At 66.0% G+C, this 24,845-nt stretch carries 30 protein-coding genes; 22 read left to right on the top strand and 8 right to left on the bottom strand.

The features are described from left to right. Positions 1-7 precede the first annotated feature (7 nt). From pstB to H7F16_RS01755, 6 genes are all read left to right on the top strand, one after another. Positions 8-802, top strand: a complete 795-nt coding sequence (pstB, locus tag H7F16_RS01780) for a phosphate ABC transporter ATP-binding protein PstB (protein ID WP_185795836.1) — start codon at positions 8-10, stop codon at positions 800-802. Positions 803-812: 10 nt separating this feature from the next. Further along, positions 813-1,523, top strand: a complete 711-nt coding sequence (phoU, locus tag H7F16_RS01775; RefSeq protein ID WP_185795835.1) for a phosphate signaling complex protein PhoU — start codon at positions 813-815, stop codon at positions 1,521-1,523. Continuing rightward, positions 1,520-2,230, top strand: a complete 711-nt coding sequence (gene phoB / locus H7F16_RS01770; RefSeq protein WP_185795834.1) for a phosphate regulon transcriptional regulator PhoB — start codon at positions 1,520-1,522, stop codon at positions 2,228-2,230. The genes phoU and phoB overlap by 4 nt, the downstream gene beginning before the upstream one ends. Positions 2,231-2,447: 217 nt before the next feature. Continuing rightward, on the top strand, positions 2,448-4,019 hold the full coding sequence (locus H7F16_RS19950) for a histidine kinase dimerization/phosphoacceptor domain -containing protein (RefSeq protein WP_185795833.1): 1,572 nt from the start codon (positions 2,448-2,450) through the stop codon (positions 4,017-4,019). Positions 4,020-4,098: 79 nt separating this feature from the next. Continuing rightward, on the top strand, positions 4,099-5,604 hold the full coding sequence (locus H7F16_RS01760; RefSeq protein ID WP_185795832.1) for an aldehyde dehydrogenase (NADP(+)): 1,506 nt from the start codon (positions 4,099-4,101) through the stop codon (positions 5,602-5,604). Next, on the top strand, positions 5,601-6,362 hold the full coding sequence (locus H7F16_RS01755) for an ion channel (RefSeq protein ID WP_338401940.1): 762 nt from the start codon (positions 5,601-5,603) through the stop codon (positions 6,360-6,362). The genes H7F16_RS01760 and H7F16_RS01755 overlap by 4 nt, the downstream gene beginning before the upstream one ends. Positions 6,363-6,411: 49 nt before the next feature. Here the strand turns inward: H7F16_RS01755 and H7F16_RS01750 are convergent, their stop codons facing one another. Further along, entirely contained in the window at positions 6,412-7,317 is a 906-nt protein-coding gene (locus H7F16_RS01750) for a DMT family transporter (protein ID WP_338401939.1), read from the bottom strand. Then, on the bottom strand, positions 7,314-8,198 hold the full coding sequence (locus H7F16_RS01745; protein WP_185795831.1) for a LysR family transcriptional regulator: 885 nt from the start codon (positions 8,196-8,198) through the stop codon (positions 7,314-7,316). Before H7F16_RS01745 ends, H7F16_RS01750 begins: the two co-directional genes overlap by 4 nt. Before the next feature lie 327 nt (positions 8,199-8,525). Between H7F16_RS01745 and ffh the strand changes: the two genes are divergently transcribed. The 6 genes from ffh to trmD are packed head-to-tail and all read left to right on the top strand — an operon-like array spanning position 8,526 to position 12,662. Then, a complete protein-coding gene (gene ffh / locus H7F16_RS01740; protein ID WP_185795830.1) occupies positions 8,526-10,025 on the top strand; it encodes a signal recognition particle protein in 1,500 nt (499 codons plus the stop codon). Further along, complete coding sequence (locus tag H7F16_RS01735; protein WP_185795829.1) at positions 10,022-10,555, top strand: GNAT family N-acetyltransferase; 534 nt, start codon at positions 10,022-10,024, stop codon at positions 10,553-10,555. Before ffh ends, H7F16_RS01735 begins: the two co-directional genes overlap by 4 nt. 14 nt (positions 10,556-10,569) lie before the next feature. Continuing rightward, positions 10,570-10,866 carry a chorismate mutase gene (locus H7F16_RS01730; RefSeq protein ID WP_185796600.1) on the top strand — a complete coding sequence of 99 codons (297 nt, stop codon included), beginning with the start codon at positions 10,570-10,572 and terminating at the stop codon, positions 10,864-10,866. A 57-nt stretch (positions 10,867-10,923) separates the two neighbouring features. After that, positions 10,924-11,277: a 30S ribosomal protein S16 gene (rpsP, locus tag H7F16_RS01725; protein WP_185795828.1), complete on the top strand. Its 354-nt coding sequence runs from the start codon at positions 10,924-10,926 to the stop codon at positions 11,275-11,277. A gap of 57 nt (positions 11,278-11,334) precedes the next feature. After that, positions 11,335-11,844: a ribosome maturation factor RimM gene (rimM, locus tag H7F16_RS01720; protein ID WP_185795827.1), complete on the top strand. Its 510-nt coding sequence runs from the start codon at positions 11,335-11,337 to the stop codon at positions 11,842-11,844. Next, positions 11,841-12,662, top strand: coding sequence for a tRNA (guanosine(37)-N1)-methyltransferase TrmD (gene trmD / locus H7F16_RS01715; protein ID WP_185795826.1), 822 nt, complete (start codon positions 11,841-11,843; stop codon positions 12,660-12,662). The genes rimM and trmD overlap by 4 nt, the downstream gene beginning before the upstream one ends. On the opposite strand, the gene H7F16_RS01710 is transcribed toward trmD, so the two are convergent. Then, positions 12,659-13,552, bottom strand: coding sequence for a DMT family transporter (locus H7F16_RS01710; protein ID WP_185795825.1), 894 nt, complete (start codon positions 13,550-13,552; stop codon positions 12,659-12,661). The genes trmD and H7F16_RS01710 overlap by 4 nt on opposite strands. A gap of 414 nt (positions 13,553-13,966) precedes the next feature. Between H7F16_RS01710 and rplS the strand changes: the two genes are divergently transcribed. The 3 genes from rplS (at position 13,967) to H7F16_RS01695 (ending at position 15,640) form a co-directional block, all read left to right on the top strand. Next, positions 13,967-14,341 (top strand): 50S ribosomal protein L19, encoded by a 375-nt coding sequence (gene rplS / locus H7F16_RS01705; protein WP_185795824.1) that lies wholly within the window; start codon positions 13,967-13,969, stop codon positions 14,339-14,341. Positions 14,342-14,351: 10 nt separating this feature from the next. Beyond that, a complete protein-coding gene (rpmE, locus tag H7F16_RS01700) occupies positions 14,352-14,573 on the top strand; it encodes a 50S ribosomal protein L31 (RefSeq protein ID WP_185795823.1) in 222 nt (73 codons plus the stop codon). Positions 14,574-14,830: 257 nt separating this feature from the next. After that, entirely contained in the window at positions 14,831-15,640 is an 810-nt protein-coding gene (locus H7F16_RS01695) for a division plane positioning ATPase MipZ (RefSeq protein ID WP_185795822.1), read from the top strand. Here the strand turns inward: H7F16_RS01695 and H7F16_RS01690 are convergent. Beyond that, complete coding sequence (locus H7F16_RS01690; RefSeq protein ID WP_185795821.1) at positions 15,609-15,776, bottom strand: hypothetical protein; 168 nt, start codon at positions 15,774-15,776, stop codon at positions 15,609-15,611. The two genes, H7F16_RS01695 and H7F16_RS01690, sit on opposite strands and share 32 nt — an antisense overlap. A gap of 195 nt (positions 15,777-15,971) precedes the next feature. Between H7F16_RS01690 and H7F16_RS01685 the strand changes: the two genes are divergently transcribed. Then, positions 15,972-17,477 carry a malonate--CoA ligase gene (locus H7F16_RS01685; protein ID WP_185795820.1) on the top strand — a complete coding sequence of 502 codons (1,506 nt, stop codon included), beginning with the start codon at positions 15,972-15,974 and terminating at the stop codon, positions 17,475-17,477. Positions 17,478-17,664: 187 nt separating this feature from the next. On the opposite strand, the gene H7F16_RS01680 is transcribed toward H7F16_RS01685, so the two are convergent. Next, the gene (locus tag H7F16_RS01680) at positions 17,665-18,009 is read right to left on the bottom strand and encodes an ArsR/SmtB family transcription factor (protein WP_185795819.1); all 345 of its coding nucleotides are present in this window, start codon (positions 18,007-18,009) and stop codon (positions 17,665-17,667) included. A 211-nt stretch (positions 18,010-18,220) separates the two neighbouring features. Here H7F16_RS01680 and H7F16_RS01675 point away from each other — a divergent pair, with 211 nt between their 5' ends. The 5 genes from H7F16_RS01675 to H7F16_RS01655 all read left to right on the top strand — a co-directional run bounded on the left by H7F16_RS01675 (position 18,221) and on the right by H7F16_RS01655 (position 20,829). Next, positions 18,221-18,568 carry an AtpZ/AtpI family protein gene (locus H7F16_RS01675; protein WP_185795818.1) on the top strand — a complete coding sequence of 116 codons (348 nt, stop codon included), beginning with the start codon at positions 18,221-18,223 and terminating at the stop codon, positions 18,566-18,568. A gap of 1 nt (position 18,569) precedes the next feature. Further along, the gene (locus tag H7F16_RS01670) at positions 18,570-19,343 is read left to right on the top strand and encodes a F0F1 ATP synthase subunit A (protein WP_185795817.1); all 774 of its coding nucleotides are present in this window, start codon (positions 18,570-18,572) and stop codon (positions 19,341-19,343) included. 58 nt (positions 19,344-19,401) lie between these two features. Next, positions 19,402-19,641, top strand: coding sequence for a F0F1 ATP synthase subunit C (locus H7F16_RS01665; protein WP_185795816.1), 240 nt, complete (start codon positions 19,402-19,404; stop codon positions 19,639-19,641). 83 nt (positions 19,642-19,724) lie between these two features. Then, positions 19,725-20,270 carry a F0F1 ATP synthase subunit B' gene (locus tag H7F16_RS01660; RefSeq protein ID WP_185795815.1) on the top strand — a complete coding sequence of 182 codons (546 nt, stop codon included), beginning with the start codon at positions 19,725-19,727 and terminating at the stop codon, positions 20,268-20,270. 4 nt (positions 20,271-20,274) lie between these two features. Further along, positions 20,275-20,829, top strand: a complete 555-nt coding sequence (locus H7F16_RS01655) for a F0F1 ATP synthase subunit B (RefSeq protein WP_185795814.1) — start codon at positions 20,275-20,277, stop codon at positions 20,827-20,829. Between the two features lie 177 nt (positions 20,830-21,006). Here H7F16_RS01655 and H7F16_RS01650 read toward each other — a convergent pair whose 3' ends face one another. From H7F16_RS01650 to H7F16_RS01640, 3 genes are all read right to left on the bottom strand, one after another. Beyond that, the gene (locus tag H7F16_RS01650) at positions 21,007-22,353 is read right to left on the bottom strand and encodes a glutamate--cysteine ligase (protein WP_185795813.1); all 1,347 of its coding nucleotides are present in this window, start codon (positions 22,351-22,353) and stop codon (positions 21,007-21,009) included. Between the two features lie 109 nt (positions 22,354-22,462). Continuing rightward, positions 22,463-23,002: a hypothetical protein gene (locus H7F16_RS01645; protein ID WP_338401965.1), complete on the bottom strand. Its 540-nt coding sequence runs from the start codon at positions 23,000-23,002 to the stop codon at positions 22,463-22,465. After that, positions 22,999-23,724 carry a 16S rRNA (uracil(1498)-N(3))-methyltransferase gene (locus H7F16_RS01640; RefSeq protein WP_241741137.1) on the bottom strand — a complete coding sequence of 242 codons (726 nt, stop codon included), beginning with the start codon at positions 23,722-23,724 and terminating at the stop codon, positions 22,999-23,001. The genes H7F16_RS01645 and H7F16_RS01640 overlap by 4 nt, the downstream gene beginning before the upstream one ends. A gap of 30 nt (positions 23,725-23,754) precedes the next feature. Between H7F16_RS01640 and ubiA the strand changes: the two genes are divergently transcribed. Next, a complete protein-coding gene (ubiA, locus tag H7F16_RS01635) occupies positions 23,755-24,738 on the top strand; it encodes a 4-hydroxybenzoate octaprenyltransferase (protein ID WP_241741135.1) in 984 nt (327 codons plus the stop codon). Positions 24,739-24,845: the final 107 nt, after the last annotated feature.

Raw genomic sequence — 24,845 nt, 5'->3', positions numbered from 1 at the left:
GACCGATATGAACGACATGCGATTGACGGAGAGAGCCGTGACCGAAAAGGCCAAGATGTCCGCCCGCGGGGTGCAGGTCCACTATGGAACCAACCATGCGCTGAAGGATGTGGATGTCGATATCCTCGACAAGACCGTGACAGCCTTCATCGGCCCCTCGGGCTGCGGCAAGTCGACCTTTCTGCGCTGCCTGAACCGGATGAACGACACGGTGGCTTCGGCCCGCGTGACGGGCAAGATCGAGATGGACGGGCAGGACATCTATGATCCGCGCGTCGATCCGGTGCAGTTGCGCGCCAAGGTGGGCATGGTGTTCCAGAAGCCGAACCCGTTCCCCAAGTCGATCTATGACAACGTGGCTTACGGCCCCAAGATCCACGGGCTGACGCGGAGCAAGGCGGAACTCGACGAGGTCGTCGAAAGCTCGCTGCGCAAGGCGGCGCTGTGGAACGAGGTGAAAGACCGTCTTGCCGCCCCCGGCACCGGGCTTTCGGGCGGGCAGCAGCAGCGGCTTTGCATCGCGCGGGCGGTTGCGACCTCGCCCGAGGTGCTTTTGATGGACGAGCCCTGCTCGGCGCTCGACCCGATCGCCACGGCGCAGGTCGAAGAGCTGATCGACGAGTTGCGGGCGCAGTTTTCGGTGGTGATCGTGACCCATTCGATGCAGCAGGCCGCGCGCGTCAGCCAGCGCACGGCGTTCTTCCATCTTGGCAGCCTTGTCGAATATGGCGAGACGGGGACGATCTTTACCAGCCCGCGCGATCCGCGGACGGAATCCTACATCACCGGCCGGATCGGTTAAGGGGACAGACATGGCACAGAACCACATCCTTTCCGCGTTCGACCGCGATCTCGAGGCCGTGCAGGCCCATGTGATGCGCATGGGCGGGCTTGTCGAAGCGGCGCTTCTTGACGCGGCCGATGCGCTTGACAACCGTGACGAGGAACTGGCCCAGCGTGTGCGTGCGGGCGACAAGGCCATCGACGCGCTGGAACAGGACATCCAGACCGAATGCGCCCGCCTGATCGCGCTGCGCTCGCCCGCCGCGACCGACCTGCGCACGGTGCTGACCGTGATGCGCATTGCCGCCGCATTGGAGCGGGCGGGGGATTACGCCAAGAACCTTGCCAAGCGCGCCGCCGTGCTGTCGCAGATGCAGCCGCTTGCGACCTCGACCGGATCGGTCAAGCGCATGGCGAAAACCGTGGTCGTGCTGCTGAAGGACGCGCTTGACGCCTATATCGCCCGCGATGCCGTGGCCGCCGAGGATATCCGCCAGCGCGACCACGAGGTCGACCAGATGTACAACGCGCTGTTCCGCGAATTGCTGACGCATATGATGGAAGACCCGCGCAACATCACCGCGGCGATGCATCTGCATTTCATCGCAAAGAACATCGAACGCGTGGGCGACCATGCCACGGGGATCGCGGAACAGGTGATCTATCTTGTCTCGGGGTCCATGCCCGGCGACGAGCGGCCCAAGGCCGAGGTGGTGCAGGGCGTCGGGACGCGCGAATGACCCGTCTGGCCGGAAAATCGCCGCTGCATCATCCCCGCGTCCTGCTGGTCGAGGATGAGCCGTCGCAGCGCGAGGTTCTGGCCTACAACCTCGAGGCCGAGGGCTTCGATGTGATCCAGTCGGACAATGGCGAGGATGCCTTGCTGCTGGTCGACGAGGATGCACCCGACATGATCATCCTTGACTGGATGATGCCCAAGGTGTCGGGGATCGAAGTGTGCCGCCGCCTGAAGATGCGCCCCGAGACGCGGGGGATTCCGGTCATAATGCTGTCGGCCCGCGCCGAAGAGGTGGACCGCGTGCGCGGGCTCGAGACGGGGGCGGATGACTATGTGATCAAGCCCTATTCGATGGTCGAGCTTATGGCGCGGGCGCGGGCGCAGATCCGCCGCGTGCGCCCCTCGACCGCGGGGGTGGTGCTTGAATGGGGCGACATCCGGCTTGATCCGGAAACGCACCGGGTGTTTCGCGGCGACGGGGTGCTGAAACTCGGCCCGACCGAGTTTCGCCTGCTGGCGGCATTTCTGGAAAAGACCGGCAAGGTCTGGAGCCGCGAGCAACTGCTCGACCGGGTCTGGGGGCGCGACATCTATGTCGATACCCGCACCGTCGACGTGCATGTGGGCCGTCTGCGCAAGGCGCTGATGCAGGACGGGTTGCCCGACCCGATCCGCACCGTGCGCGGCGCGGGCTATGCGCTGGGCTAGGGGCCGCGCGGATAGGGGCCGTTCGGGCAGGGGCTGATGCAAAACGCCTGACAGGGCAGCCGCTTTGCCGCGCCGCAGCGGCGATTGACCGGCGTGTCGGAAGTGCCCTACACTATCGTCAGGTGGCGCGAGTGGCCGTCTGTTCCGTTCAGGGTTGCATCGGTTCAGGTCAGGCCCGCGTTTCCCGCCCCCCCAGCGTTATCAAAGGGTTCCCGCCGTGCAGAAAGCGTCGCGCGACGAGAGACGTGCCTTTATTGCCATCAGGCTTGGCAGCGTGCTGTTGCCGCTGGTCGGGGCCGTGATCTGGGGGCTGCTGGCATGGCAGGGCGAGGTCGAGACGACGCGCCGCCACGCGACGGACAATTCCGCCCTGATCGGCCAATACATCGAGCGGCTGATCCAGACGCAGTCGATCGTGCATTCCTCGGTGCGCGTGCGGGCCGACGGGCGCGACGACGCCTTTCTGCGCAGCCGCGAGTTCCACGATTTTCTGCGCGGGATCGAAGCGGGAACCTCGACGATGCTGGGCATCGCGGTGATCGATGTCGATGCAGGCTATGTCGCATCGAGCCGGATGTTCCCGGTTTCGGGGCAGAGCGAACCGCGCGACTATATTTCCGCCATCGCCGGCGGGGCGGAGTTCTTCATCGACCGCGTCAGGCTTGAACCGGACGGGCAGGATTCCTTTGTCATCGCCACGCCGTTGCAGCGCCCGGCGGGCGCGCGGAAGATGATGATCGTCTCGGCGGTCGAGTCGCGGATTGTCGCCGACTTCCTGACCGGAATCGCCCCCGGACAGGGGGATGCGGCCTCGATCATGCGCGCGGACGGAAAACTGCTGATCCGGAACATCCCTTCGGACCCGATGATGCTTCCCCCCTCGGCCGCGATCCGCGAGGCGATCAAGCAAAGTCCGGCAGGATCGATGGTCACCGTTGCCGCATCGGACCGGATCAAGCGGCTCTATGCCTATCGCAAGCTGGACGGGCTGCCGCTTTACGTGAATTTCGGAACCCCCACGGCCACGGTCTTTGCGGCCTGGACCAATCGCGCCATGCCGGTCTGGGGGTTGCTTGCGATCATCGGCCTGTTTTCGGCGCTTTCGGCGGGTCGTCTGCGCCAGCGCATGGCGCAGCGTTTCGCGCTTGAAATCGCGCGGCGGCGGGTCGAGGCGGCCGAGAAACTGGCCGACGAACGCATCCACCTGATGCGCGAGACGAACCACAGGGTGAAGAACAACCTGTCGCTGATCGTGTCGCTGATCAACATGCAGATGCGCGGCAAGGCGGGGATCGACGGGAACGAGTTGAAGACGCGCATCGGCGCCATCAGCCGCGTGCATGACCTGATGTATCGCGCAGCCGACGGGGTGCATGTCGATTTTTCGGAAACCTTGCAGGAAATCGCGGCCAGCCCCGCCATCGTGCCGCGCGAAAAGGGGATTTCGGTGATCTGCGAGGCGGAACCCGGAATCGTGCTGGGGCCCGAGACCACGACACCGCTTGCGCTGATCGCGGCAGAGCTTTTGACGAATGCGGTCAAGCACGCCTTTCGCGACCGCGCGGCGGGAACGATCCGCGTCAGTCTGAACCGCACGGGCGAGACGGGGGTCATGGAAGTCTCGGACGACGGGGTGGGCCTGCCCGATCCGCCGCCGCGCCGGTCGGGGGCGGCGATCATCGACGCGCTGGTGCACCAGATCGGGGGAGAGATCACCCGCATCTCGGGGGCGGGTTCGACCGGTGCGGGGGTGCGGATGCAGGTCAGCTTTCCCTTGCCCGTGATCTAGACCCCTGCCGCGCCCTTTGACCTTGGCCCGGGAAACTGGCATGTCGGCCGGAACGCGGAATTGACGAGAGGGTCGGGCCATGCTGAGCGGAAAACATCTGATTGCGGGGGAATGGGTCGCGGGGCCTGCGACCTTCCGGTCATCGCCCGCAAGCGGCGAGGGGGCCGAGTTTGCCAATGCTTCGGTCGCGGAAGTCGACCGTGCGGTGCGTGCGGCGGAAGATGCCTTCTGGTCCTATGCGGCGCTGACGCGCGAGGCGCGGGCCGCCTTTCTTGACCGTATCGCCGATGAGATCGAGGCGCGCGGGGCCGAGTTGACCGCCATCGGCAGTGCCGAGACGGGCCTGCCCACGGCGCGGCTGGAAGGCGAGCGCGGGCGCACCACGGGGCAGTTGCGCCTGTTCGCAAGCCATATCCGCCAGACCGGTTTTCTTGATGCCCGCCACGACGCGGCCTTGCCCGACCGCAAGCCCCTGCCGCGCCCCGATATCCGGATGATGCAGCGGCCGCTCGGGCCTGTGGCGGTGTTCGGGGCGTCGAACTTCCCGCTCGCCTTCTCGACCGCGGGGGGGGATACGGCTTCGGCTCTGGCGGCGGGCTGCACCGTGGTGGTCAAGGGCCATCCGGCCCATCCGGGGACCGGAGAGATCGTGGCGCAGGCCATCGACGCCGCAATCAGGGCCTGCGGGCTGCATCCGGGGGTGTTTTCGCTGGTGCAGGGCGTGGGCAATGATCTGGGGGCCGCGCTGGTGCAGCATCCGCTGGTCACGGCCGTCGGCTTCACCGGATCGCTGGGCGGGGGACGGGCGCTGTTCGACCTGTGCGCCAAGCGCCCCGTGCCGATTCCGTTCTTTGGCGAACTGGGTTCGGTGAACCCTGTGTTCCTGCTGCCTGCCGCGCTTGCGGCGCGGGGCGAGGCCATCGCGCAGGGATGGGCCGGATCGCTGACCATGGGGGCGGGGCAGTTCTGCACCAATCCCGGACTGGTTCTGGTGCCCGAGGGGGCTGCGGGCGATGCCTTCGTCGCCGCCGCGCAGACGGCGGTCGGTGCCATCGGCCCGCAGGTCATGCTGACCGACGGGATTGCTGCGGCCTTCCGGCAGGGGGCCGAGCGCATCGCTTCCACCGCAGGCGTGCGGGCCGTGCTGACGAACATGTGCGACCGTCGCAACGCCGCGCCCTATGTGTTCGAGGTGTCGGGCGAGAAATGGCTTGCCGATGCCTCGCTTGGGCATGAGGTCTTTGGCCCGCTTGGCCTGATCGTCCGCACAAGGGACGAGGCGCAGGTGATCGAGATCGCCAAGGGGCTTGAGGGGCAACTGACCTGCACCTTGCAGATGGACGCGGGCGATACGGCCCTTGCGCAGCGGCTGATGCCGATCCTTGAGCGCAAGGCGGGACGGATCCTTGCCAACGGCTTCCCGACGGGGGTCGAGGTCTGCGAGGCCATGGTGCATGGCGGGCCCTATCCGGCATCGACCAATTTCGGCGCGACGAGCGTGGGCACGCTGGCGATCCGCCGCTGGCTGCGCCCTGTCAGCTACCAGAACCTGCCCGCCGCCCTTTTGCCCGAAGAAATCCGGTGAGGGCGCGGCTGGAGGCGCTTTACGAAGGTACGTCGCGCGGCGCGATGCGCTTTCGCTATGCGCTTCTGGTCTTTGACCTGCTGACGGTGGCTTTCGTCGTCGCGACCTCGTTCATCGCCCGCGCCCCTTGGGTCGAGGCGGTGGACGTGCTGCTTGGCATCGCCATCGGGCTGGAGTTCGGGCTGCGGATCTGGGTGGTGCGCGACCGGAAATCCGAGATCTTCAGCCTTGCGGGGATTGCGGATATCGTCGTCATCGCCTCGCTTCTGGCGCCGCTTGCGGGCGAGGGGCTGGCCTTCCTGCGGGTGGCGCGGGTGTTCCGGCTGACGCGGTCCTACGCCATGCTGAACCGCCTGCGGCAGGATTCGCGGTTTTTCCGGCGCAACGAGCAAAGCGTTCTGGCGGGGCTGAACCTTGCCGTCTTTGTCTTTGTGGTGACGGCGGTGGTGTATGAAACCCAGGTCGGGCGGAACGGCGATGTCACCAATTACGCCGATGCGCTGTATTTCACGGTCACCACGCTGACGACCACGGGCTTTGGCGACATCACCCTGACCGGCACGGACGGGCGTTTGCTTTCGGTGCTGGTGATGATCTTCGGCGTGTCGCTGTTCATCCGGCTGATACAGGTTCTGGTCCGCCCGCCAAAGGTGGACCACAAATGCCCGACCTGCGGCTTGCGGCGGCACGATTTCGACGCGGTGCATTGCAAGGCCTGCGGGACGGTCCTGAACATCGAGGACGAGGGCGCCGTCTGACGGTGCCTGTGTGGGTGGGGGGGCGGCCTTTGCGCCACGGATCGCGGGGTCAGTGTTCGTTCTTGAGGAGCAGGGCCAGCGCCGTGACCGAAAGCGCCACGCCGATCAGGATGGCGGGGGGCGGCGCGCCACGGCCAAGGGCGATTTCCCAGCCGATCACCCAGGACGGGACAAGGTAGGTATAGGCCATGACCTTGGCGGCAGGCAGGCGCAGCGTGGCGTATTGCAGCAGCACGAAGGTCGCCGCACTTGCCGCGATGGCGATGTAGAGCAGCGTGATCCAGACGATGGCGGGCAGGGCGGCCCAGTCGGTCGCCCGCAGATCCCCCCAGCCGAGCGTGGTGAGCAAAAGCCAGCCTGCCACCATCATGCCGAAGGTGAAGGCGACCGGGCTTTCGCCGCGGTTCAGCTTGCGCACGAGGGCGGCGTAGAGCGCATGGGCGATGCAGCCCCAGAAGAAGATGAACTCGCCCTTGCCGATGTGGAAATTGAGCAGGGCTTGCAGGTCGGCGCGGAAGATCACCCAAAGCGCACCGACGCCGCCGACGCCGAGCGCCAGCCCCATGCGGGGCGTGACGCGCTGGCGCAGCGTGAACCAGCCGAAGCCCGCCGCCATCGCCGGGGTCAGGGTGAAAACCGCCGAGGATGATACGGGGGGCGCGGTTTTCAGCCCCTGGAACATGGCGACGAAATAGATCGCCATCAGCGCCCCGAGGACGAGATAGCGCCACGGGGCAGCAAGCATCTTACGCCGCAACCCGCCCGCCGCCCAAGCGACGGCCCCCACGATCATGCCCGCCAGCAGAAAGCGCACCGAGGTCAGCGCCATCGGCGCGATGAAGGGGGCGGCCATCGAGCCGAGGCTGAAAGAGCCCGCGACCAGCGCCGAGAAGGCGAGCATCGCCAGATGTCCGCGCTGCGGTTGGGTCAGCGTCGCGCCTGTGCTGCCGGTCACAAGGTCCAACCCTTCGCCGCTTCCTTCAGCACGTTGAGGAAGGCCTGCACCTTGCGGGTGCGATGCAGATCGACATGGGTGACGATCCAGAGCGGGGCCTCCCATTCGGGGCGGGGGGGAAGAACCTCGACCAGATCGGGGTCGTTCTGCGCGCGGAAGGCCGCGAGAAAGCCGATGCCCAGACCGGCGCGGATGGCCGATTCAAGCGCCGCCGGTTCCGTGGCGCGGTAGGTCAGCGCCTGCGGCGGGACAAGGCCGCGCAGCCAGCGGTTGAAGGGCGCGCGGCTGTCGACGCTGTCGGTGACCGCGAAACGGTGGGCGGAAAATTCGGCCTCGGAGGCGGGCAGCCCGTGGCGTTCGACATAGGCGCGGGCGGCATAGAGGCCGGTGCGCAGGCGGGCGAGGGGCTGGACCACATTGTCCGGCTCTTCGGGGGCGGACCCGGCGCGGATCGCGACATGCGCCTCGCCATAGTCGAGCCGGAATACGCGCATGTCGGTCAGGAAGCGCAGGATGACGGCGGGGTGCTGGATCTGGAATTCCTTGAGGATCGGCATCAGCAGGTCGGCCACGCCGACGATCGAGGTGACCACCAGCTCGCCCGCGACGGTTTCGCCCAGACCCTTGATCCGGTTGGCAAGCTGGGCGAACTGCTCGTCGGTCGTCTGGGCGACGGTCAACAGGTCGTTTCCCGCCTCGGTCGGGGTGTAGCCGCGCGCGTGGCGCTGGAAGAGCCGCGTGCCGAGCCGCTTTTCCAGCGCGTCGATGTGGCGGATGACGGTGGCATGGTGAACGCCAAGCACCTCGGCCGCGCCGGAAACGGTGCCAAGGCGGGCGACCTGAAAGGCGGTGCGGATTTCGTCCCAGGTGTCGATGGCCATGCTGTGCGTCCATGAACAGGTCGGGCGCATTGGGCCAGAAGCGCGGCGCAGGCGCAAGGGGGAGACCGGCGCGACAGGTGCGGATTCTGCGCGCAAGGCCCTTTGCCCGCGCCGGATGGGCCTGCATTGCTTGACTCTGCCGCCGCTTGGGCGTAGGGGCTGCATCAATTCCCCGGAGGCCAAACGCTTCCGGTCCCTTGGCCCATGCCGGGATCGCCATCTGCCAGCGCGTTGCGCCCGCAGGTGTCGCAGCGCATTGGGTCTTGGTCACGCTGTCCGCCGGCCCCATATCGGGGCCATCCCTGTCCCGCCGCATGAGGTGCGCCGATGTTCGAAAGCCTGTCAGAACGCCTTGGTGGCGTATTCGACCGTCTGACAAAGGCGGGCGCGCTGACCGAGGCCGATGTCATCACCGCCCTGCGCGAAGTGCGGGTGGCGCTGCTTGAAGCCGACGTCTCGTTGCCGGTGGCGCGCGATTTCATCAAGCGGGTGCAGGACAAGGCGACGGGCGTTGCCGTCACAAAGTCGATCACGCCGGGGCAGATGGTCGTCAAGATCGTCCATGACGAGCTGATCCGCGTGCTTGCCGGCGATGGCGAACCCGATGCGCTGAAGATCGACAACCCGCCCGCGACGATCCTGATGGTCGGTTTGCAGGGGTCGGGGAAAACCACGACGACGGCAAAGCTGGCAAAGCGGCTCAAGGACCGGAACGGCAAGCGGGTTCTTCTTGCCTCGCTCGACACCAACCGCCCCGCCGCGATGGAGCAGCTTGCCATTCTGGCGGCGCAGGTCGGCGTCGACAGCCTGCCCATCGTCAAGGGCGAAAGCGCCGTGCAGATCGCCAAGCGGGCAAAGACGCAAGCCAACCTTGGCGGCTATGATGTGCTGTTCCTCGATACCGCGGGTCGCCTGCATATCGACGAAGTGCTGATGGACGAGGTGCAGGCGGTGCGCGACATCGCCGCCCCGCGCGAGACGCTGCTTGTCGTCGACGGTCTGACCGGTCAGGACGCGGTGAACGTGGCCGCCGAATTCGACGGCAAGGTCGGCATTTCCGGTGTGGTCCTGACGCGGATGGACGGCGACGGGCGCGGCGGTGCGGCGCTGTCGATGCGGGCGATCACGGGCAAGCCCATCCGCTTCGTCGGCCTTGGCGAGAAGATGGACGCGCTGGAAACCTTTGAGGCCGAGCGCGTCGCGGGCCGCATTCTGGGCATGGGCGACATCGTCGCGCTGGTCGAGAAGGCGCAAGAGACATTCGAGGCCGAACAGGCCGAGCGGATGGCCAAGCGCTTCGCCAAGGGTCTGTTCAACATGAACGACCTGCGGATGCAGCTTGAGCAGATGATCAAGATGGGGGGCATGCAGGGCCTGATGGGCATGTTGCCCGGCATGGGCAAGATGCAGGCCGCCGCCGCGGAAGCGGGCCTTGATGACAAGATGCTCAAGCGCCAGATCGCGCTGATCCAGTCGATGACCAAGCGCGAGCGGGCCAATCCCGACCTGCTGCAGGCCAGCCGCAAGAAGCGCATCGCGGCGGGCGCGGGCCTTGACGTGTCGGACCTGAACCGTCTGCTCAAGCAGCACAAGCAGATGGCCGACATGATGAAGAAGATGGGCAAGGGCGGCATGATGAAGCAGGCGCTCAAGCAGATGATGGGCAAGGGCGGTCTGCCCGACCCGTCGAAGATGTCGCCCGCCGAGTTGGAAGAAGCCGCAAAAGGCATGAAGCAGAGCATGGGGCAGGGCGGTGGCTTCCCCGGAATGCCGCGCGGCGGGCTTTCGCTGCCGCCGAGCCTGTCGGGGTTGATGAAGAAGAAATGATCTCCCTGTCCGGTGTTCCCGTGCTGACGACCGAACGGCTGGTGCTGCGTGCGCCAGAGGCCGGCGATTGGCCTGCGTTCGATGCCATGCTGGCCTCGGATCGTGGCCGGTTCATCCGCACGGGAGAGTATGACCTGTCGAACACCTGGCGCGGGTTCTGCCACCTGATTGGCCATTGGGCGGTGCGGGGCTTCGGGATGTTCGTCTGGCAGGCCAAGACCGACCCGACCCCGCTTGGCATGACCGGCCCGTGGTTTCCGGAAACCTGGCCCGAACGCGAAATCGGCTGGTCGGTGTGGAACGCGCAGGCCGAAGGCAAGGGGCTGGCCTATGAGGCCGCACTTGCCGCGCGCGACTGGGCCTATCGCAGCCTTGGCTGGACCACGGCGGTATCCTACGTCGCCGAGGGCAATGCCCGTTCGCGCGCCTTGGCGCTGCGGCTGGGGGCTTCGCTCGACGCCTCGGCGCAGTCCATCGGCACGCCGCCCTGCCTTGTGTTCCGCCATCCCGCGCCGGAGGCTTTGCAATGACCCCGCATGACCAGATGACCGATGCCGTCACCCGTGCCGCCGAACTGTTGAAGGATCATCGCGACAGCATCGACCGGCTTGACGCGATCCTTGTCTATACGCTGGCCGAGCGGTTCAAACGCACGCAGGCGGTGGGCAAGCTGAAAGCCACGCATGACCTGCCCCCCAGCGACCCCGCACGCGAGGCGCGGCAGATCGAGCGGCTGGAACGTCTGGCGCAGGAAGCCGACCTCGACCCCGAATTTGCCAAGAAATTCCTGAACTTCATCATCAGCGAAGTCATCAGGCATCACGAGAAACTACAGAAATAACCCCAAAAAGGTGCGCAGCGACTGCGCATCCTGCGAAAACCGAAGGAGACTAAGACTATGGCTATGAAAATCCGTCTGGCCCGTGGTGGCTCGAAGAAGCGTCCGTTCTACTCGATCGTCGCCTCTGACAGCCGTATGCCCCGCGATGGCCGCTTCCTCGAAAAGCTGGGCACCTATAACCCGCTGCTCGCCAAGGACGACGAGAACCGCATCAAGATGGACCTTGACCGGATCAAGCATTGGCTGGGTCAGGGCGCGCAGCCGACCGACCGCGTGTCGCGGATGCTGGAAGCCGCTGGCGTTGTCGAGAAGAAAGTCCGCTCGAACCCGAAAGCCGCCGTTCCGGGCAAGATGATGACCGAACGTGCCGCCAAGAAAGCCGCGCGTGCCGCCGCTGCGGCGACCGAGTGATCCGATCCGGGGCCGCCCCTTGCGGGTGGCCCCGACTTTCCCCGCAGGAGGCCCCCCATGACACCTGACCGCGTTTGCGTCGGCGCCATCGCCGGGTCTTTCGGCGTTGCGGGCGAGGTGCGGCTGAAAAGCTTCTGCTCTGACCCCGAAGACATCGCCTCCTACGGCCCGCTCTGGACCGAGGACGGCAGCAAATCCTTTACCGTCAAGCTGACCCGCGCCCATGTTTCGGGCGGATTGGGTGCGCGCTTGGCCGGGGTGGCGACCAAGGAACAGGCCGACGCGCTGAAAGGCACCAGCCTTTACGCCGACCGCGACCGGCTGCCTTCGCTGCCCGATGACGAATTCTACCATGCCGACCTGATCGGCCTGACCGTGCAGGACACGGGCGGGGCGGTGCTTGGCAAGGTTCTGGCCGTGCACAATCACGGGGCGGGCGACATGCTCGAAATCGCGGGCGAAGGGGTGAAGGGGCAGTTGCTCATTCCCTTTACGCTGGCGGTGGTGCCGACCGTCGACCTCAAGGCCGGGCGGATTGTGGCCGACCTGCCGGAAGGTCTGGAATGACCGGCGACGCGCCCGAAGCGCCGCCGCGCCGTTCGCACGGGCGGATTTCGATCAGCGCCACCGCGCGCCCGCGCGACCTGATGGAGGAACCGCTTGTCGCCAAGGGCGCGTGGCGGGCGAAGATCATCACGCTGTTTCCCGACGCCTTTCCCGGCACGCTGGGCCTGTCGCTGACGGGCAAGGCGATGGATATGGGGCTTTGGGCGCTTGACCCCATCGACCTGCGCCCCTTTGGCGAGGGCAAGCACCGCAACGTCGACGACACGCCCGCAGGCGGGGGGGCCGGCATGGTGCTGCGCGCCGATGTGGTCGACCGCGCCTTGCGGCAGGCCGCTATCGGCACGCCGAAAGACCGCGCCCGCTGGCCGGTGCTGTATCTTTCCCCGCGCGGCAAGCCCTTTGATCAGGCCACCGCCCGCAGATGGGCCGCAGCCGAGGGCATCACCCTTCTGTGCGGCCGTTTCGAAGGTGTGGACCAGCGGGTGCTGGACCAGTGGGAGATCGAGGAGGTCAGCCTTGGCGACTTTGTCCTGACAGGGGGCGAAATCGCCGCGCAGGCCATGATCGACGCCACCGTGCGGCTTATCCCCGGCGTCCTTGGCAACCATGCCTCGACCGAGGAGGAAAGCTTCTCGGACGGGTTGCTGGAGCATCCGCAATTCACGCGGCCCGCAGTCTGGGAGGGGCGCGAGATTCCGCCCGTGCTGATGTCGGGCAACCACGGCGAGATTGCCAAATGGCGGCGGGCCGAGGCGCTTCGCCTGACCGAGGCGCGGCGCCCCGATCTGATCGCGGCCGCGACTGCGAAAAAGCCCTAGCCCGTGCGACTGGCCCGCAGCGCGACGGCCCCGCCGGCCACGACGACAAGCGCCATGCCGCACAGGCTGATCGCATCGGGCATATGCGCGAATACCCCCCAGCCAAGCAGCGTCGCCCAGACGAGGTGCAGGTAATTCACCGGCGCGAGCAGCGAGGCGGGGGCCTCGCGGTAGGCGGCGGTGAACAGGAAATGGCCCACCGTGGCCAGCAGGCCAAGCGCCCCGATCAGCAGCAGGTCGGTCAGCGACGGTGCAAAGCCGGACAGGGCGGGCAGGGCAAGCACGGCAAAGATCGCAAATCCGGTCAGCGCCACATGGAACAGCATGGCCATCGTGCTTTCGCTGCGTATCAGAACCCGCGTCATCAGGTGATACCCCGTCGACAGCGCCGCATTGGTCAGGGCAAAGACAACCCCGACCGGATCGAGCCCCGTGCCCGGACGCACCACCAGAAGCACCCCCAGAAAGGCCATTCCTGCCCCGACCCAGGCCGCAGGGGACACGGTTTCGCCCAGCAGGGGGCCTGCCAGAACCATCACCAGAAACGGGGCAAGGTAGATGACGGCCACGGTCTCGCCCACGGGCATGCGTTGCAGCGCAAACCCCATCGTCAGGCTCGAGGCCGCCAGAAAGACCGCCCGCCCCGTCACCATCGCGGGCCGCCCCGTGCGCCACAGCAGCTTGCCGTGGCGCGGATAGAATGCGGCAAGAAGCAGCAGCGTGTTGACCAGATAGCGCCCCGCCTGCACCACCGGAACGGGATGGCGCGTCATCAGGTATTTGCCCAGCACATCCGCCACCGCAAAAAGCAGCGTCGCCCCCGCCACCAGCGCCACACCCTTCAGGGCGCGCGGCGCGACAAGCGCGGGACGGGGCGGGGCAAGGCTCATCTTCGGCTTTCGGGCGGGGGTGCCGCCACGCAGTCTCGCATTGCGGCGGGGCGCTTCACAAGCGGCGAAGCGCCAGACCTGCCTTGCCCCTTCCGCTTTCATGCTCGTTCAAATATCCCACGGGGGTCCGGGGGTGTGAAACCCCCGGCGGCCGGAATGCGGCCGCAGCGTCGGGCCTGCTTGACCCGCCCCTCCGTTCCCCCTATACGCCGCCCGTCCGGGGTGGATTTCACCCGTCGGACCCGATTCCCTTTGCCTACTGCCCCCCTCGGCAGGATCACGGGCACAGGGGCGGCGACAACGGTAAGCAGGCCTGATCTCTGGCGGGCGCCACTTGGCGGACCCGATGAGGACCGAGAGCTCTGGGGCGGCATCACTTTCACGGGCAAACCGTGGACAAGGAAAGGATTGCGCATGAACCTGATCGCGCAGATCGAGGCCGAGCAGATCGCCGCCCTCGGCAAGACCATCCCGGATTTCAAGGCCGGTGACACCGTGCGTGTCGGCTACAAAGTGACCGAAGGCTCGCGTTCCCGCGTGCAGAACTACGAAGGCGTCGTGATCGGCCGCAAGGGCGGCATGACCATCTCGGCCTCGTTCACGGTCCGCAAAATCTCGTTCGGCGAAGGTGTGGAGCGCGTGTTCCCGCTGTATTCGACCAACATCGACTCGATCGAAGTCGTGCGTCGTGGCCGCGTCCGTCGCGCCAAGCTGTACTACCTGCGCACCCGTCGTGGCAAATCGGCGCGTATCGCCGAAGTCACGAACTACAAAGAAAAAGCCGAGTGAGGTCTGTCAGATGAAAAAAGGCATTCACCCCGAATACCACGTCATCAACGTCAAGATGACCGATGGCACCGTGTTCCAGACCAAATCGACCTGGGGCAAAGAGGGCGACCAGATGGCGCTCGACATCGACCCGCTGGCGCACCCCGCATGGACCGGTCAATCGGCCAAGCTGATGGACACCGGCGGCCGCGTGTCGAAGTTCAAGAACAAATACGCCGGTCTGGGTTTCTGATCCCGATCGCATCGACAGGGAAGGGGCGTGCCGCAAGGCGCGCCCTTTTCGCATCCGGCGGGGCTGTGAAATCCGGCGCGGAACGCGGCGGCAGCGGCTGAATGCGGGAATGCGCGTCAATTTCCCGGGCGTTCCCCGCGCCGGAAAACGCGACCCGTGGCAGACAGCCGGCCGAAAATCTGGACTTGCCCCCTTTCCCTTTACGCCCGACCTTGCCATGAACGGCGCGTTCGCTGCCTTTGGGGAAAGTACTGGTCATGGCGCATATCATCGTCGTCGGAAACGAGAAGGGCGGGTCGGGCAAATCCACGACCTGCATGCATGTTGCGACGGCGCTGGCGCGGCTTGGCTATCGGGTCGGCGCGCTCGACCTCGACCTGCGGCAAAAGAGTTTCGGGCGCTATATCGAAAACCGCAGGGCCTATCTGGCGCGCATGGGGCTGACCCTGCCGACCCCCGACTACCGCGACCTGCCCGAGGTGGATGCCGCGACGCTTCAGCCCGGCGAAAACCCCTTTGACGCCCGCCTTGCCGCCGCGATGAACGCCTTGGAGCCCGTGTCGGATTTCATCGTGATCGACTGCCCCGGTTCGCACACGCGGCTGAGCCAGGTCGCCCATACGCTGGCCGATACGCTGATCACCCCGCTAAACGACAGTTTCGTCGATTTCGACCTTCTGGCGCGGGTCGATCCCGAAACCGGCAAGGTGAAGGGGCCGTCGATCTATGCCGAAATGGTCTGGGCGGCGCGGCAAAGCCGTGCGCAGGCGGGGTTGAAGCCGATCGACTGGATCGTCGTGCGCAACCGCCTTGGCGCGCAGCAGATGCACAACAAGAAAAAGGTCGGCGCGGCTTTGGAAGAACTGGCCCGCCGCATCGGCTTTCGCGTGGCACCGGGCTTTTCCGAGCGGGTCATCTTCCGCGAACTGTTCCCGCGCGGTCTGACACTGCTCGACCTGCGCGAAACGGGGGTGGACCAGCTGAACATGTCCAACATCGCCGCGCGTCAGGAATTGCGCGATCTGGTGGCCGAGATCAAACTGCCGGGCGTGCGTGCGGATTTCTGAACGGACCGGCCTGCACGGCGCGCAGGCCCTCGCGCGCGCCGATGCGCTGCAGGCGCTGGGCGAAATGCGGGTCGACCTGTTCGCGGCGGTGCCGGAACAGGGTGAGCCGCGCCAACAAGGCAAGCCCCAGTTTCATACGCCGCCCTCCGTTCCCTTGCCGCTCCACATCGGGAAAGAAGGCGCTGCAACCTAGGCGGGATTTGGGCTGAAACTCGGTGATTCTGCGGGTTTGCTGCGGAATCGTCCCTTTTGCCCGGCCGGGCTGACGGGCGGGTTGAGGGTCGGTTGCCCCTGTGCCAGAACAGCGCAAACCCCTGAATGCGAGCTTGGCATGGCAAATCCCCTGTTCGACGCGCTTTTCGCCCCCCTTGCGGGCGATGCGAAACCGCTGCTGATCCGCGCCGATGGCAGCACGCTGTCGCGCGACGGTTTTTTCCGGCTGATGGCGCGGCAGGCCAATGCCCTGTCCGGCATGGGCGTGCAAAAGGGCGACCGCATCGCAGCGCAGGTGCCCAAGACGCCCGAGGCGCTGGCGCTTTACGCCGCCGCCGTGGCGCTGGGGGCGGTGTTCCTGCCGCTGAACACGGCCTACACAGCGGCAGAGGTGGATTATTTTCTGGGCGACGCCCGTCCCCGCGTCTTTGTCTGCGATGCCGCCCGCGCGCTGGAACTGGCCGCAACCGCCGCCCGCCACGGGGCCGACCTGCTGACGATGGAGGCGACCGGCGCGGGCAGCCTGCGCGATCTGGCCGAGGGCGCGGCGGAAACCCTGCGCCCTGCCGGTTGCGCGCCCGACGATCTTGCGGCGCTGCTCTACACCTCGGGCACGACAGGGCGGTCCAAGGGCGCGATGCTGAGCCATGCCAATCTTCTGTCCAATGCCGAAGTGCTGGTCGGGGAATGGCGCTTCACGCCAAGGGATGTCTTGCTGCATGCCCTGCCGATCTTTCACACCCACGGGCTTTTCGTCGCGTCGAACGTGGCGCTTCTGTCGGGCGCGTCGATGATCTGGCTGGCGGGGTTCGATGCGTCTCAGGTCATCGGGATGCTGCCGCGCGCGACGGTGCTGATGGGGGTGCCGACCTTCTACACCCGGCTGCTCGACGCCCCCGCGCTCGATGCGGCCCTTGTCGCGCATATGCGGCTTTTCGTTTCAGGCTCGGCCCCGCTTTTGTCGGAAACCCATGACGCTTGGCAGGCGCGGACGGGGCATCGCATCCTTGAACGCTACGGCATGACCGAGACGAACATGAACACCTCGAACCCCTATGACGGCGAGCGCCGCGCCGGAACCGTGGGCCTGCCCCTGCCGGGGGTGGAGCTGCGCATCATGGCCGACGGGGCCGGGGTTGCCACGGGCGAGACGGGGATGATCGAGGTGCGCGGCCCCAACGTGTTCCGCGGCTATTGGCAGATGCCGGAAAAGACCGCCGAGGAATTGCGCCCCGATGGCTGGTTCATCACCGGTGACATCGGCACGCGCGATGCGGACGGCTATGTCACCATCGTCGGGCGCGCCAAGGATCTGATCATCACGGGCGGCTACAACGTCTATCCCAAAGAGGTCGAGCTGCTGCTCGACGCGGCGACCGGCGTGCTGGAAAGCGCGGTGATCGGCCTGCCGCACCGCGATTTCGGCGAGGCGGTCTTTGCCGTGCTTGTCGCGCAAAAGGGCGTGGCGCTCGATGCCGCGGGGGTGCTTGCCGAAATCGCCCCCGCGCTGGCCCGTTTCAAACAGCCCAAGGCGGCCGTGGTGGTCGAGGCGCTGCCAAGGAACACGATGGGCAAGGTGCAGAAGAACCTGTTGCGCGAAACCTACAAGGGCTGGTTCGGCTGAAGCGGCGGGGGGCCGTCTGCCCCCCGCACCCCCCGAGAGTATTTGCGCAAAGGTGAAAGGGAAGGTGCGCGCTTCACCCTTTCATACTCGGTCAAATATCCCGGGGGGCGCGGGGGGCTGGCCCCCCGCCTTCATGGCCACCCCGTCATGGCCACCCCGTCATGGCCACCCCGTCATGGCCACCCCGTCATGGCATGCCGTCGGCGGGCGGGTCTGACAGCTCGGCTTGCAGGAAACGTTCGAAATCATCCAGATCGAGCGGATCGAACTGGCCAAAGCCGCGCATCCAGATCGAGGCCGCGCGCAGGGCGTCGGGTTCCAGCTTGCACCATTTCACCCGGCCGCGCTTTTCCTGCGCGATCAGCCCCGCATCGGCCAGCACGGCAAGATGTTTGGAAATCGCGGCCAGCGACATGCGGAAGGGTTCGGCCACATCGGTGACCGCCATGTCATCTTCGAGCAGCATGGTCAGGATCGCCCGGCGCGTCGGGTCGGCAAGGGCGGAAAAGATGGTGTCGAGCGTGGCGGCCATCGGGTGACCTTGGGGCCACGGGCGCCGATCGTCAACCGGATGGTTGAATATGCCAAAGCCGGCGCAGCCTGTGCCGGAGGATGCGGGCGCGGGCTGCGACCTTTCGGCTTCGTCAGATAAATCCCATATATTCCAGTGTGTTGCGCCGCATTTGCGCGCCGGATTCGCGGCTTGACTTGGCCCCCTTCGCTCCGTAGTTTCCGCCCGACTGATGGAGGGGCGCGCCGTGGCGGAAGAACCCGATCAAGAGCGCCTCGCGGCACTCGAGAAACGGATCGAAGCGGCGAAGGCGGTGGTCGAAGGACCGCGCCGGACCCACCAGAAGGAAGACTATTCGCAGGCCCAGCTGGCATGGCGCATGGTCATAGAGCTTGTGGCCGGTCTCGCGATCGGCTTCGGCATCGGATACGGGCTGGATACCCTTTTCGGGACCATTCCGATCTTTCTGGTGCTGTTCATACTGGCGGGATTGGCGGCGGGGGTGAAAACCATGCTGCGGTCGGCGCAAGAAGTGCAGGAACGGACGGCGGCGGCGGCTGCCAAGCGAGAGGAAGACTGACGTGGCAGGCGAAGCTCATAGCGAAGGCGGACTTGCGTTCCACCCGTTGGACCAGTTCAAGATCCATCCGCTGTTCGGCGAAGGCCCGATCCAGTGGTATACGCCCACCAACGTGACGCTGTGGATGGCGCTTGCGGTGCTTTGCGTGATCGGCCTTTTCGTGCTGGGCACGCGCGGCCGCGCCGTGATCCCGAGCCGTGTGCAATCGGTGGCGGAGCTTGCCTACGGCTTCGTCTACAAGATGGTCGAGGACGTTACCGGCCATGACGGCGTGAAGTACTTCCCCTATATCTTCACCGTCTTCCTGTTCATCCTCTTCTCGAACTTCCTCGGGCTGATCCCCGGGTCGTTCACCACCACCTCGCATATCGCCGTCACCGCGATCCTTGGCTTTGGCGTGTTCATCGCCGTGACGCTGCTGGGCTTCGTGCTGCATGGCGCGCATTTCCTCGGCCTGTTCTGGATGAAGGATGCGCCGCTGGTGCTGCGTCCGATCATCGCGGTGATCGAGCTGATTTCCTACTTCGTGCGTCCTGTCAGCCACTCGATCCGTCTTGCGGGCAACATCATGGCCGGCCACGCGGTGATGAAGGTCTTTGCCGCCTTTGCCCCGATGATCCTGATTTCGACCATCGGCGTCGTTGTGACCCCCGTTTCCGTTCTGGCGATCACCGCCATCTACGGGCTCGAGGTGCTGGTGGCCTTTATCCAGGCCTACGTCTTTACCATCCTGACCTGCGTCTACCTCAAGGATGCGCTGCATCCGGGCCACTAAGGCCAGCCGCCTGTCAGTTCTACCAACATCGCGAATATCCATCGTCAAGGAGATACAAATGGAACTCGTCGCTGCAGCCGCTTTGGGCAAATTCATCGGTGCCGGTCTTGCCGCCATCGGTTCGGGCGCAGCCGCCATCGGCGTTGGCGCCGTTGCGGGCAACTTCCTTGCGGGTGCCCTGCGCAACCCGTCGGCTGCCGGTTCGCAAACCGCCACGCTGTTCATCGGTCTGGCCTTCGCCGAAGCTCTGGGGATCTTCTCGTTCCTCGTCGCGCTTCTGCTGATGTTCGCGGTCTGATCCGTTTCGCATCCTGACGAGAGGGGTGCGCGGGTGCTTGCCCGCGCCCCCCTTCAAAGTTCAAGGGGCCGACGGAGGACGACATGGCGACCGAAACAACGGCGGCCGAAGTAGCCGGCGCCGCACATGAGGCGGGTTCGGCTGGGATGCCCCAGCTCGATTTCTCGACCTTCCCGAACCAGATCTTCTGGCTCGTGGTCACGCTTGTCGTGATCTATTTCATCCTGACGCGGATTTCGCTTCCGCGCATCGGTGCCGTTCTGGCCGAGCGCAAGGGAACGATGACCAACGACCTCGCCGCAGCCGAAGAGCTGAAGCAAAAGGCCGTGGCCGCCGAACAGGCCTATAACGACGCGCTGGCCCGTGCCCGCGTGGAAGCGGCCAAGATCGTCGCGGAAGCCCGTGCCGAGATCCAGAAGGACCTCGACAAGGCAACGGCCAAGGCGGATGTCGAAATCTCGGCCAAGGCTGCGGAATCGGAAAAGCGTATCGCCGAAATCCGTGCCGGTGCCATCGAGGCTGTGACCGCAGTCGCCAAGGACACCGCCAAGGAACTGGTCTCGGCCCTCGGGGGCAAGGCCGATGCGGCAAGCGTGAACGCGGCGGTTGCCGCCCGTCTGAAAGGCTGATGCGATGAAAAAGCTGATTGCCCTTTTGGCGCTGACCGCTTCGCCCGCTTTCGCGGCGGGTGGGCCGTTCCTGTCGCTGCACAACACCAACTTCGTGGTGCTGCTGGCGTTTCTGCTCTTCATCGGCATCCTGATTTACGCAAAGGTTCCGGCGAAGATCGGCGGCTTGCTCGATGCACGCGCCGTGCAGATCAAGGCCGAGTTGGAAGAAGCCCGCGCCCTGCGGGAAGAGGCCAAGGCACTGCTCGCTTCCTATGAGAAGAAGCAGAAGGAAGTGATCGAACAGTCCGAGCGCATCATCGCTTCCGCCAAGGACGAGGCGATGGCTGCCGCGGCGCAGGCCAAGGCCGATCTGAAACTGTCGATCGCGCGCCGCGTTGCCGCTGCCGAGGACCAGATCACCTCGGCCGAACAGTCGGCGATCCGTGCGGTGAAGGATCAGGCGATCACGGTCGCCGTGGCTGCGGCGGGCGATGTGCTTGCCAAGCAGATGACGGCCGAGGGCGCTGCCGCGTCGATCGACGCCGCCATCGCGCAGGTCGATGCCAAGCTGCACTGAGGCTGTGCTTCAGGAAAATCGAAAAGGCCCGCAGAGCGATCTGCGGGCCTTTTGCTTTGGCGGGGCGGCGAAATCTGACGCAGATTTCGCGGCGTTTTTTGACGCAAAAAACGGTGTCCAGCGGTGGGACCGGAATTTGCGTCAAATTCCGGCGCGTTTTCTGCGCCAGAAAACGCGTTACAGGCTGGCCGCTTCGTAGATCGGGGTCAGGCTTTTGCCCCATGCGCCATTATACAGCGCAAGCCAGCGGTCGGCCTGTGTCTGGCCCGTGGCAATCGACTGCATCAGGGGGGCGAGGAAGCGTTCCTCGTCCATGCCCCGCGCGGCAAGCCCCGCATGCGACAGCGCCACGGCAGCGCGGGCAAGGTCGAGCAGTTTGACACCGTTCGCAGCCCCCTGAAGCGCATCGACCGAAGCCGCGACCCGCAGCCCCTCGCGGGTTTCGGCGTCGAAGCCCTTGACCAGATCCCACGCAGCATCGAGTGCGGTCTGGTCATACATCAGCCCGACCCAGAAGGCGGGCAGGGCGTTGATATGGGCCTGATCGCCGCAATCAGCCCCGCGCATCTCGATGTATTTCTTGACCCGCGCTTCGGGGAAAACCGTCGTCATATGGTCTGCCCAATCCGACAGCGTGGGCTTTTCACCCGGCATGGCGGGCAGTTCGCCCTTGAGGAAGTCGCGGAAGGACTGGCCGAGCGCGTTGATGTATTTGCCGTCGCGGTAGACGAAATACATCGGCACATCCAGCACCCAATCCACATAGGCCTGAAAGCCGAACCCCTCGTCAAAGGCGAAGGGCAGCATGCCCGTGCGGCTGTTGTCCAGGCCGCGCCAGATGCGCGAGCGCCATGATTTGTGGCCGTTCAGCTTGCCGTCGAAGAAGGGAGACGAGGCGAAGAGCGCCGTCGCCACCGGTTGCAGCGCCAGCGAGACGCGCAGTTTCTTGACCATGTCGGCTTCGGACGCATAGTCGAGGTTCACCTGCACGGTCGAGGTGCGGTACATCATCTGCGTGCCATGCGTGCCGACGCGGCCCATGTAATCGGTCATCAGCCGGTAGCGCCCTTTGGGCATGACCGGCATGTCGGAATGGCCCCATTCCGGCGCGGCCCCGATCCCCATGAACCTGATTCCCAGCGGGTCCGCGATCGAGCGCACCTCGTCGAAATGGGTCTGCAATTCGGCGGCGGTTTCGTTCATGTTGGCCACGGCCGCACCCGAGAGTTCGAACTGCCCGCCCGGTTCGAGGCTGATGTTGGCCCCGTTGCGCGTAAGGCCGATGGTGTTTTCACCCTCGCGCACGGGGGTCCAGCCGTAGCGCGACGAAAGTTCGGTGAACAGCGTGCTGATCGAGGCCGCGCCCGCATAGGGCAGGGGGCGGCGGCTGTCGGTCAGCCAGCCGAATTTTTCATGCTCGGTCCCGATGCGCCATTCGGATTTGGGCTTGTTGCCCGCTTCCATCATCTCGGCCAATTGCCCGAAATGCTCGATCACTCCGCCACCGGATTGGGGTATCGACATGAAGGGCGCTCCGGGAAAGTTGACGGTTTCGTTCAGGATGACAGAGGTGCTTCGCGGCGGCGGGCAAGTCAAGAGGGGGCAGGCAAGACGTAAGGCGCGGGCGGGCGGTTCAGCGGCGGGCAAGCCCCGCGCCGGGGCGGTGCCAGACGGGATGCGACATCCCGTCCAGCGCGGGCAGGGCGTTGCCCGAGGCCTTGGTTTCCAGCGCGGCCAGCAGGGCGGCGCTGTCCATGTTCGGCAGGGCGGCGAAGGCGTCGAAAAGCTGGTCGGCCCCCATCGCATCGACCGGAACCAGCAGCGCCTGACCGTCGGCCTGCCGCAACCGCCAGAAGCGTTTGCCGCGCAGGGTCAGCAGGCGGATCTCGACCAGATCGGGCAGCCCGACGAAGCCGCCGCCATCGGGTGACAGATAGGCGATCTGGGCTTCGTCCACCTCGACCACGCCGGGGGTGGCGGGGGCTTGGGCAAAGCGCAGGCGGCGCAGGGCCTGCAAGGCAAGGGCTGCGGCGAGGGCGATGACGCAAAGACCGAAGGGCAGCAGGACATAGCCGCCCTGCCACGCGATCCAGAGGCCCGCCAGCGCCACCCCGCCCGAGGCGATGACCTCGCGCCAGCGGTTGAGGGCTTGCAGCACTTCGGGGCGGATCACCGCCAATCCCCCAGCGTGGCCTGCCACAGCGCAAGTGCGGCCACCGCCGCCGTATCGGCGCGCAGGATGCGCGGGCCAAGGCTGACGGGCAGCACCTGCGGCATGGCGCGCAGGCGGATTTGCTCGGCCCCGGAAAAGCCGCCCTCGGGGCCGATGAGGATGGCCCAGGGTCCGGGTTCCGCGCCTGAAAGCGCCACCTGCGCGCCGACCTTGGTTTCGTCGCACCACAGGATGCGGCGATCCTTGGGCCAAGTGGCAAGCAGGCGGTCGAGTGCGACGAGTTCGGCCACCTCGGGCACGAAGGTTCCGCCGCATTGCTCGGCGGCTTCGACGGCGTGGGCTTGCAGACGATCCTGACGGATGCGTTCTGAATTGGTGTGGCGCGTCTGCACGGGAACGATCCGCGCGGCCCCCATTTCGGCGGCCTTTTCGACGATGAAATCGGTGCGGGCCTTTTTGATCGGCGCGAAGAGAAGCCAGAGGTCGGGCGGCAGTTGCAGCGGCCGCGTCTGGCCCGTGCAGGTCAGGATGCCGCCGCGCTTGCCGGCCTCGGCCACCTCGGCGCGCCATTCGCCGTCATGGCCGTTGAACACAAGCACCGCATCCCCCCGTGCAAGGCGCATGACGGAAAAGAGGTAGTGCGCCTGATCCTGCGACAGGACCACGGCTTGCCCATCGGCCAAGGGCTGCTCTACATAGAGGCGTATCTTTGCATCAGACATGAGCGGCACCCTATGGCGAGAGCGACCGATATGCCAGAGGCTGGCCCAGATGCGGCCCCCGATGCGGGTCCGGATGCAGGACGTGTCGCCGATGCGCCCAAGGGCAACTGGGTCGACCGTTTCGCCCCCGCCGCGACGCGCCCCTATCTGCGGCTGAGCCGCGCGGACCGGCCCATCGGGACCTGGCTTTTGCTCTTCCCGTGCTGGTGGGCCATCGCGCTGGCCGCAGCGCAAGACGGCGGCTTTGCACCTTGGGATGCGTGGCTTGCCCTGTCCTGTGCCCTCGGGGCCTTTCTGATGCGGGGGGCGGGTTGCACTTGGAATGACCTTGCCGACCGAGATTTCGACGCCGCCGTGGCCCGCACGCGCAGCCGCCCGCTGCCCTCGGGGCAGGTCACGCCGAAACAGGCCGCGATCTGGATGGTGGTGCAGGCGCTTGCGGCGGCGCTGATCCTGTTCAGCTACAACTGGCTGGCGGTGGGGCTTGGCATCGCCTCGCTGGGGCTGGTGGCGATCTATCCCTTTGCCAAGCGTTTCACATGGTGGCCGCAGGTGTTTCTGGGGCTGGCCTTCAACTGGGGCGCGGTTCTGCTGTGGGCGGCGCATTCCGGCCGCGTCGGCTGGGCGGCTGGGTTGCTTTATGCGTCGGGCATCGCATGGACGCTGTTCTATGACACGATCTATGCCCATCAGGACAAAGAGGATGACGCGCTGATCGGCGTGAAATCGACCGCGCGGCTGTTCGGACAGGCGACGGGGCGCTGGCTGGCGGGGTTTCTGGTCGCCTCGGTCGTGCTGATGGCGGGGGCGGTGATGGCGGCGCTGCTGCCCGCAGGGTCGCCCGTGGCCCTGCTGGTCGCGTTGCTGGGGGTCTGGGCCTTTGGCTGGCATATGGTCTGGCAGATGCGGCGGCTTGACACCGACGATGCGGGGCTGTGCATGCGGATCTTCCGGTCGAACCGTGACGCGGGGCTGATCGTTGCGCTGTTTCTTGCCGCTTCGGCACTGGTTTGATTGATCGGCGCGGGCGGGGGCCGTAAGCATCGCGGGGACGCGGGAATCGCCGCCCCAAGAATAGCGAAAGCCGCCCTATGCCCCGATTTGCCCAGTTTTTTTCACGG

This window comes from Paragemmobacter straminiformis, assembly GCF_014243445.1.
Taxonomy (GTDB): Bacteria; Pseudomonadota; Alphaproteobacteria; order Rhodobacterales; family Rhodobacteraceae; genus Paragemmobacter; species Paragemmobacter straminiformis.
The sequence above is the reverse complement of the archived record's forward strand: the minus strand, read 5'-3'. Positions and strand labels throughout refer to the sequence as shown.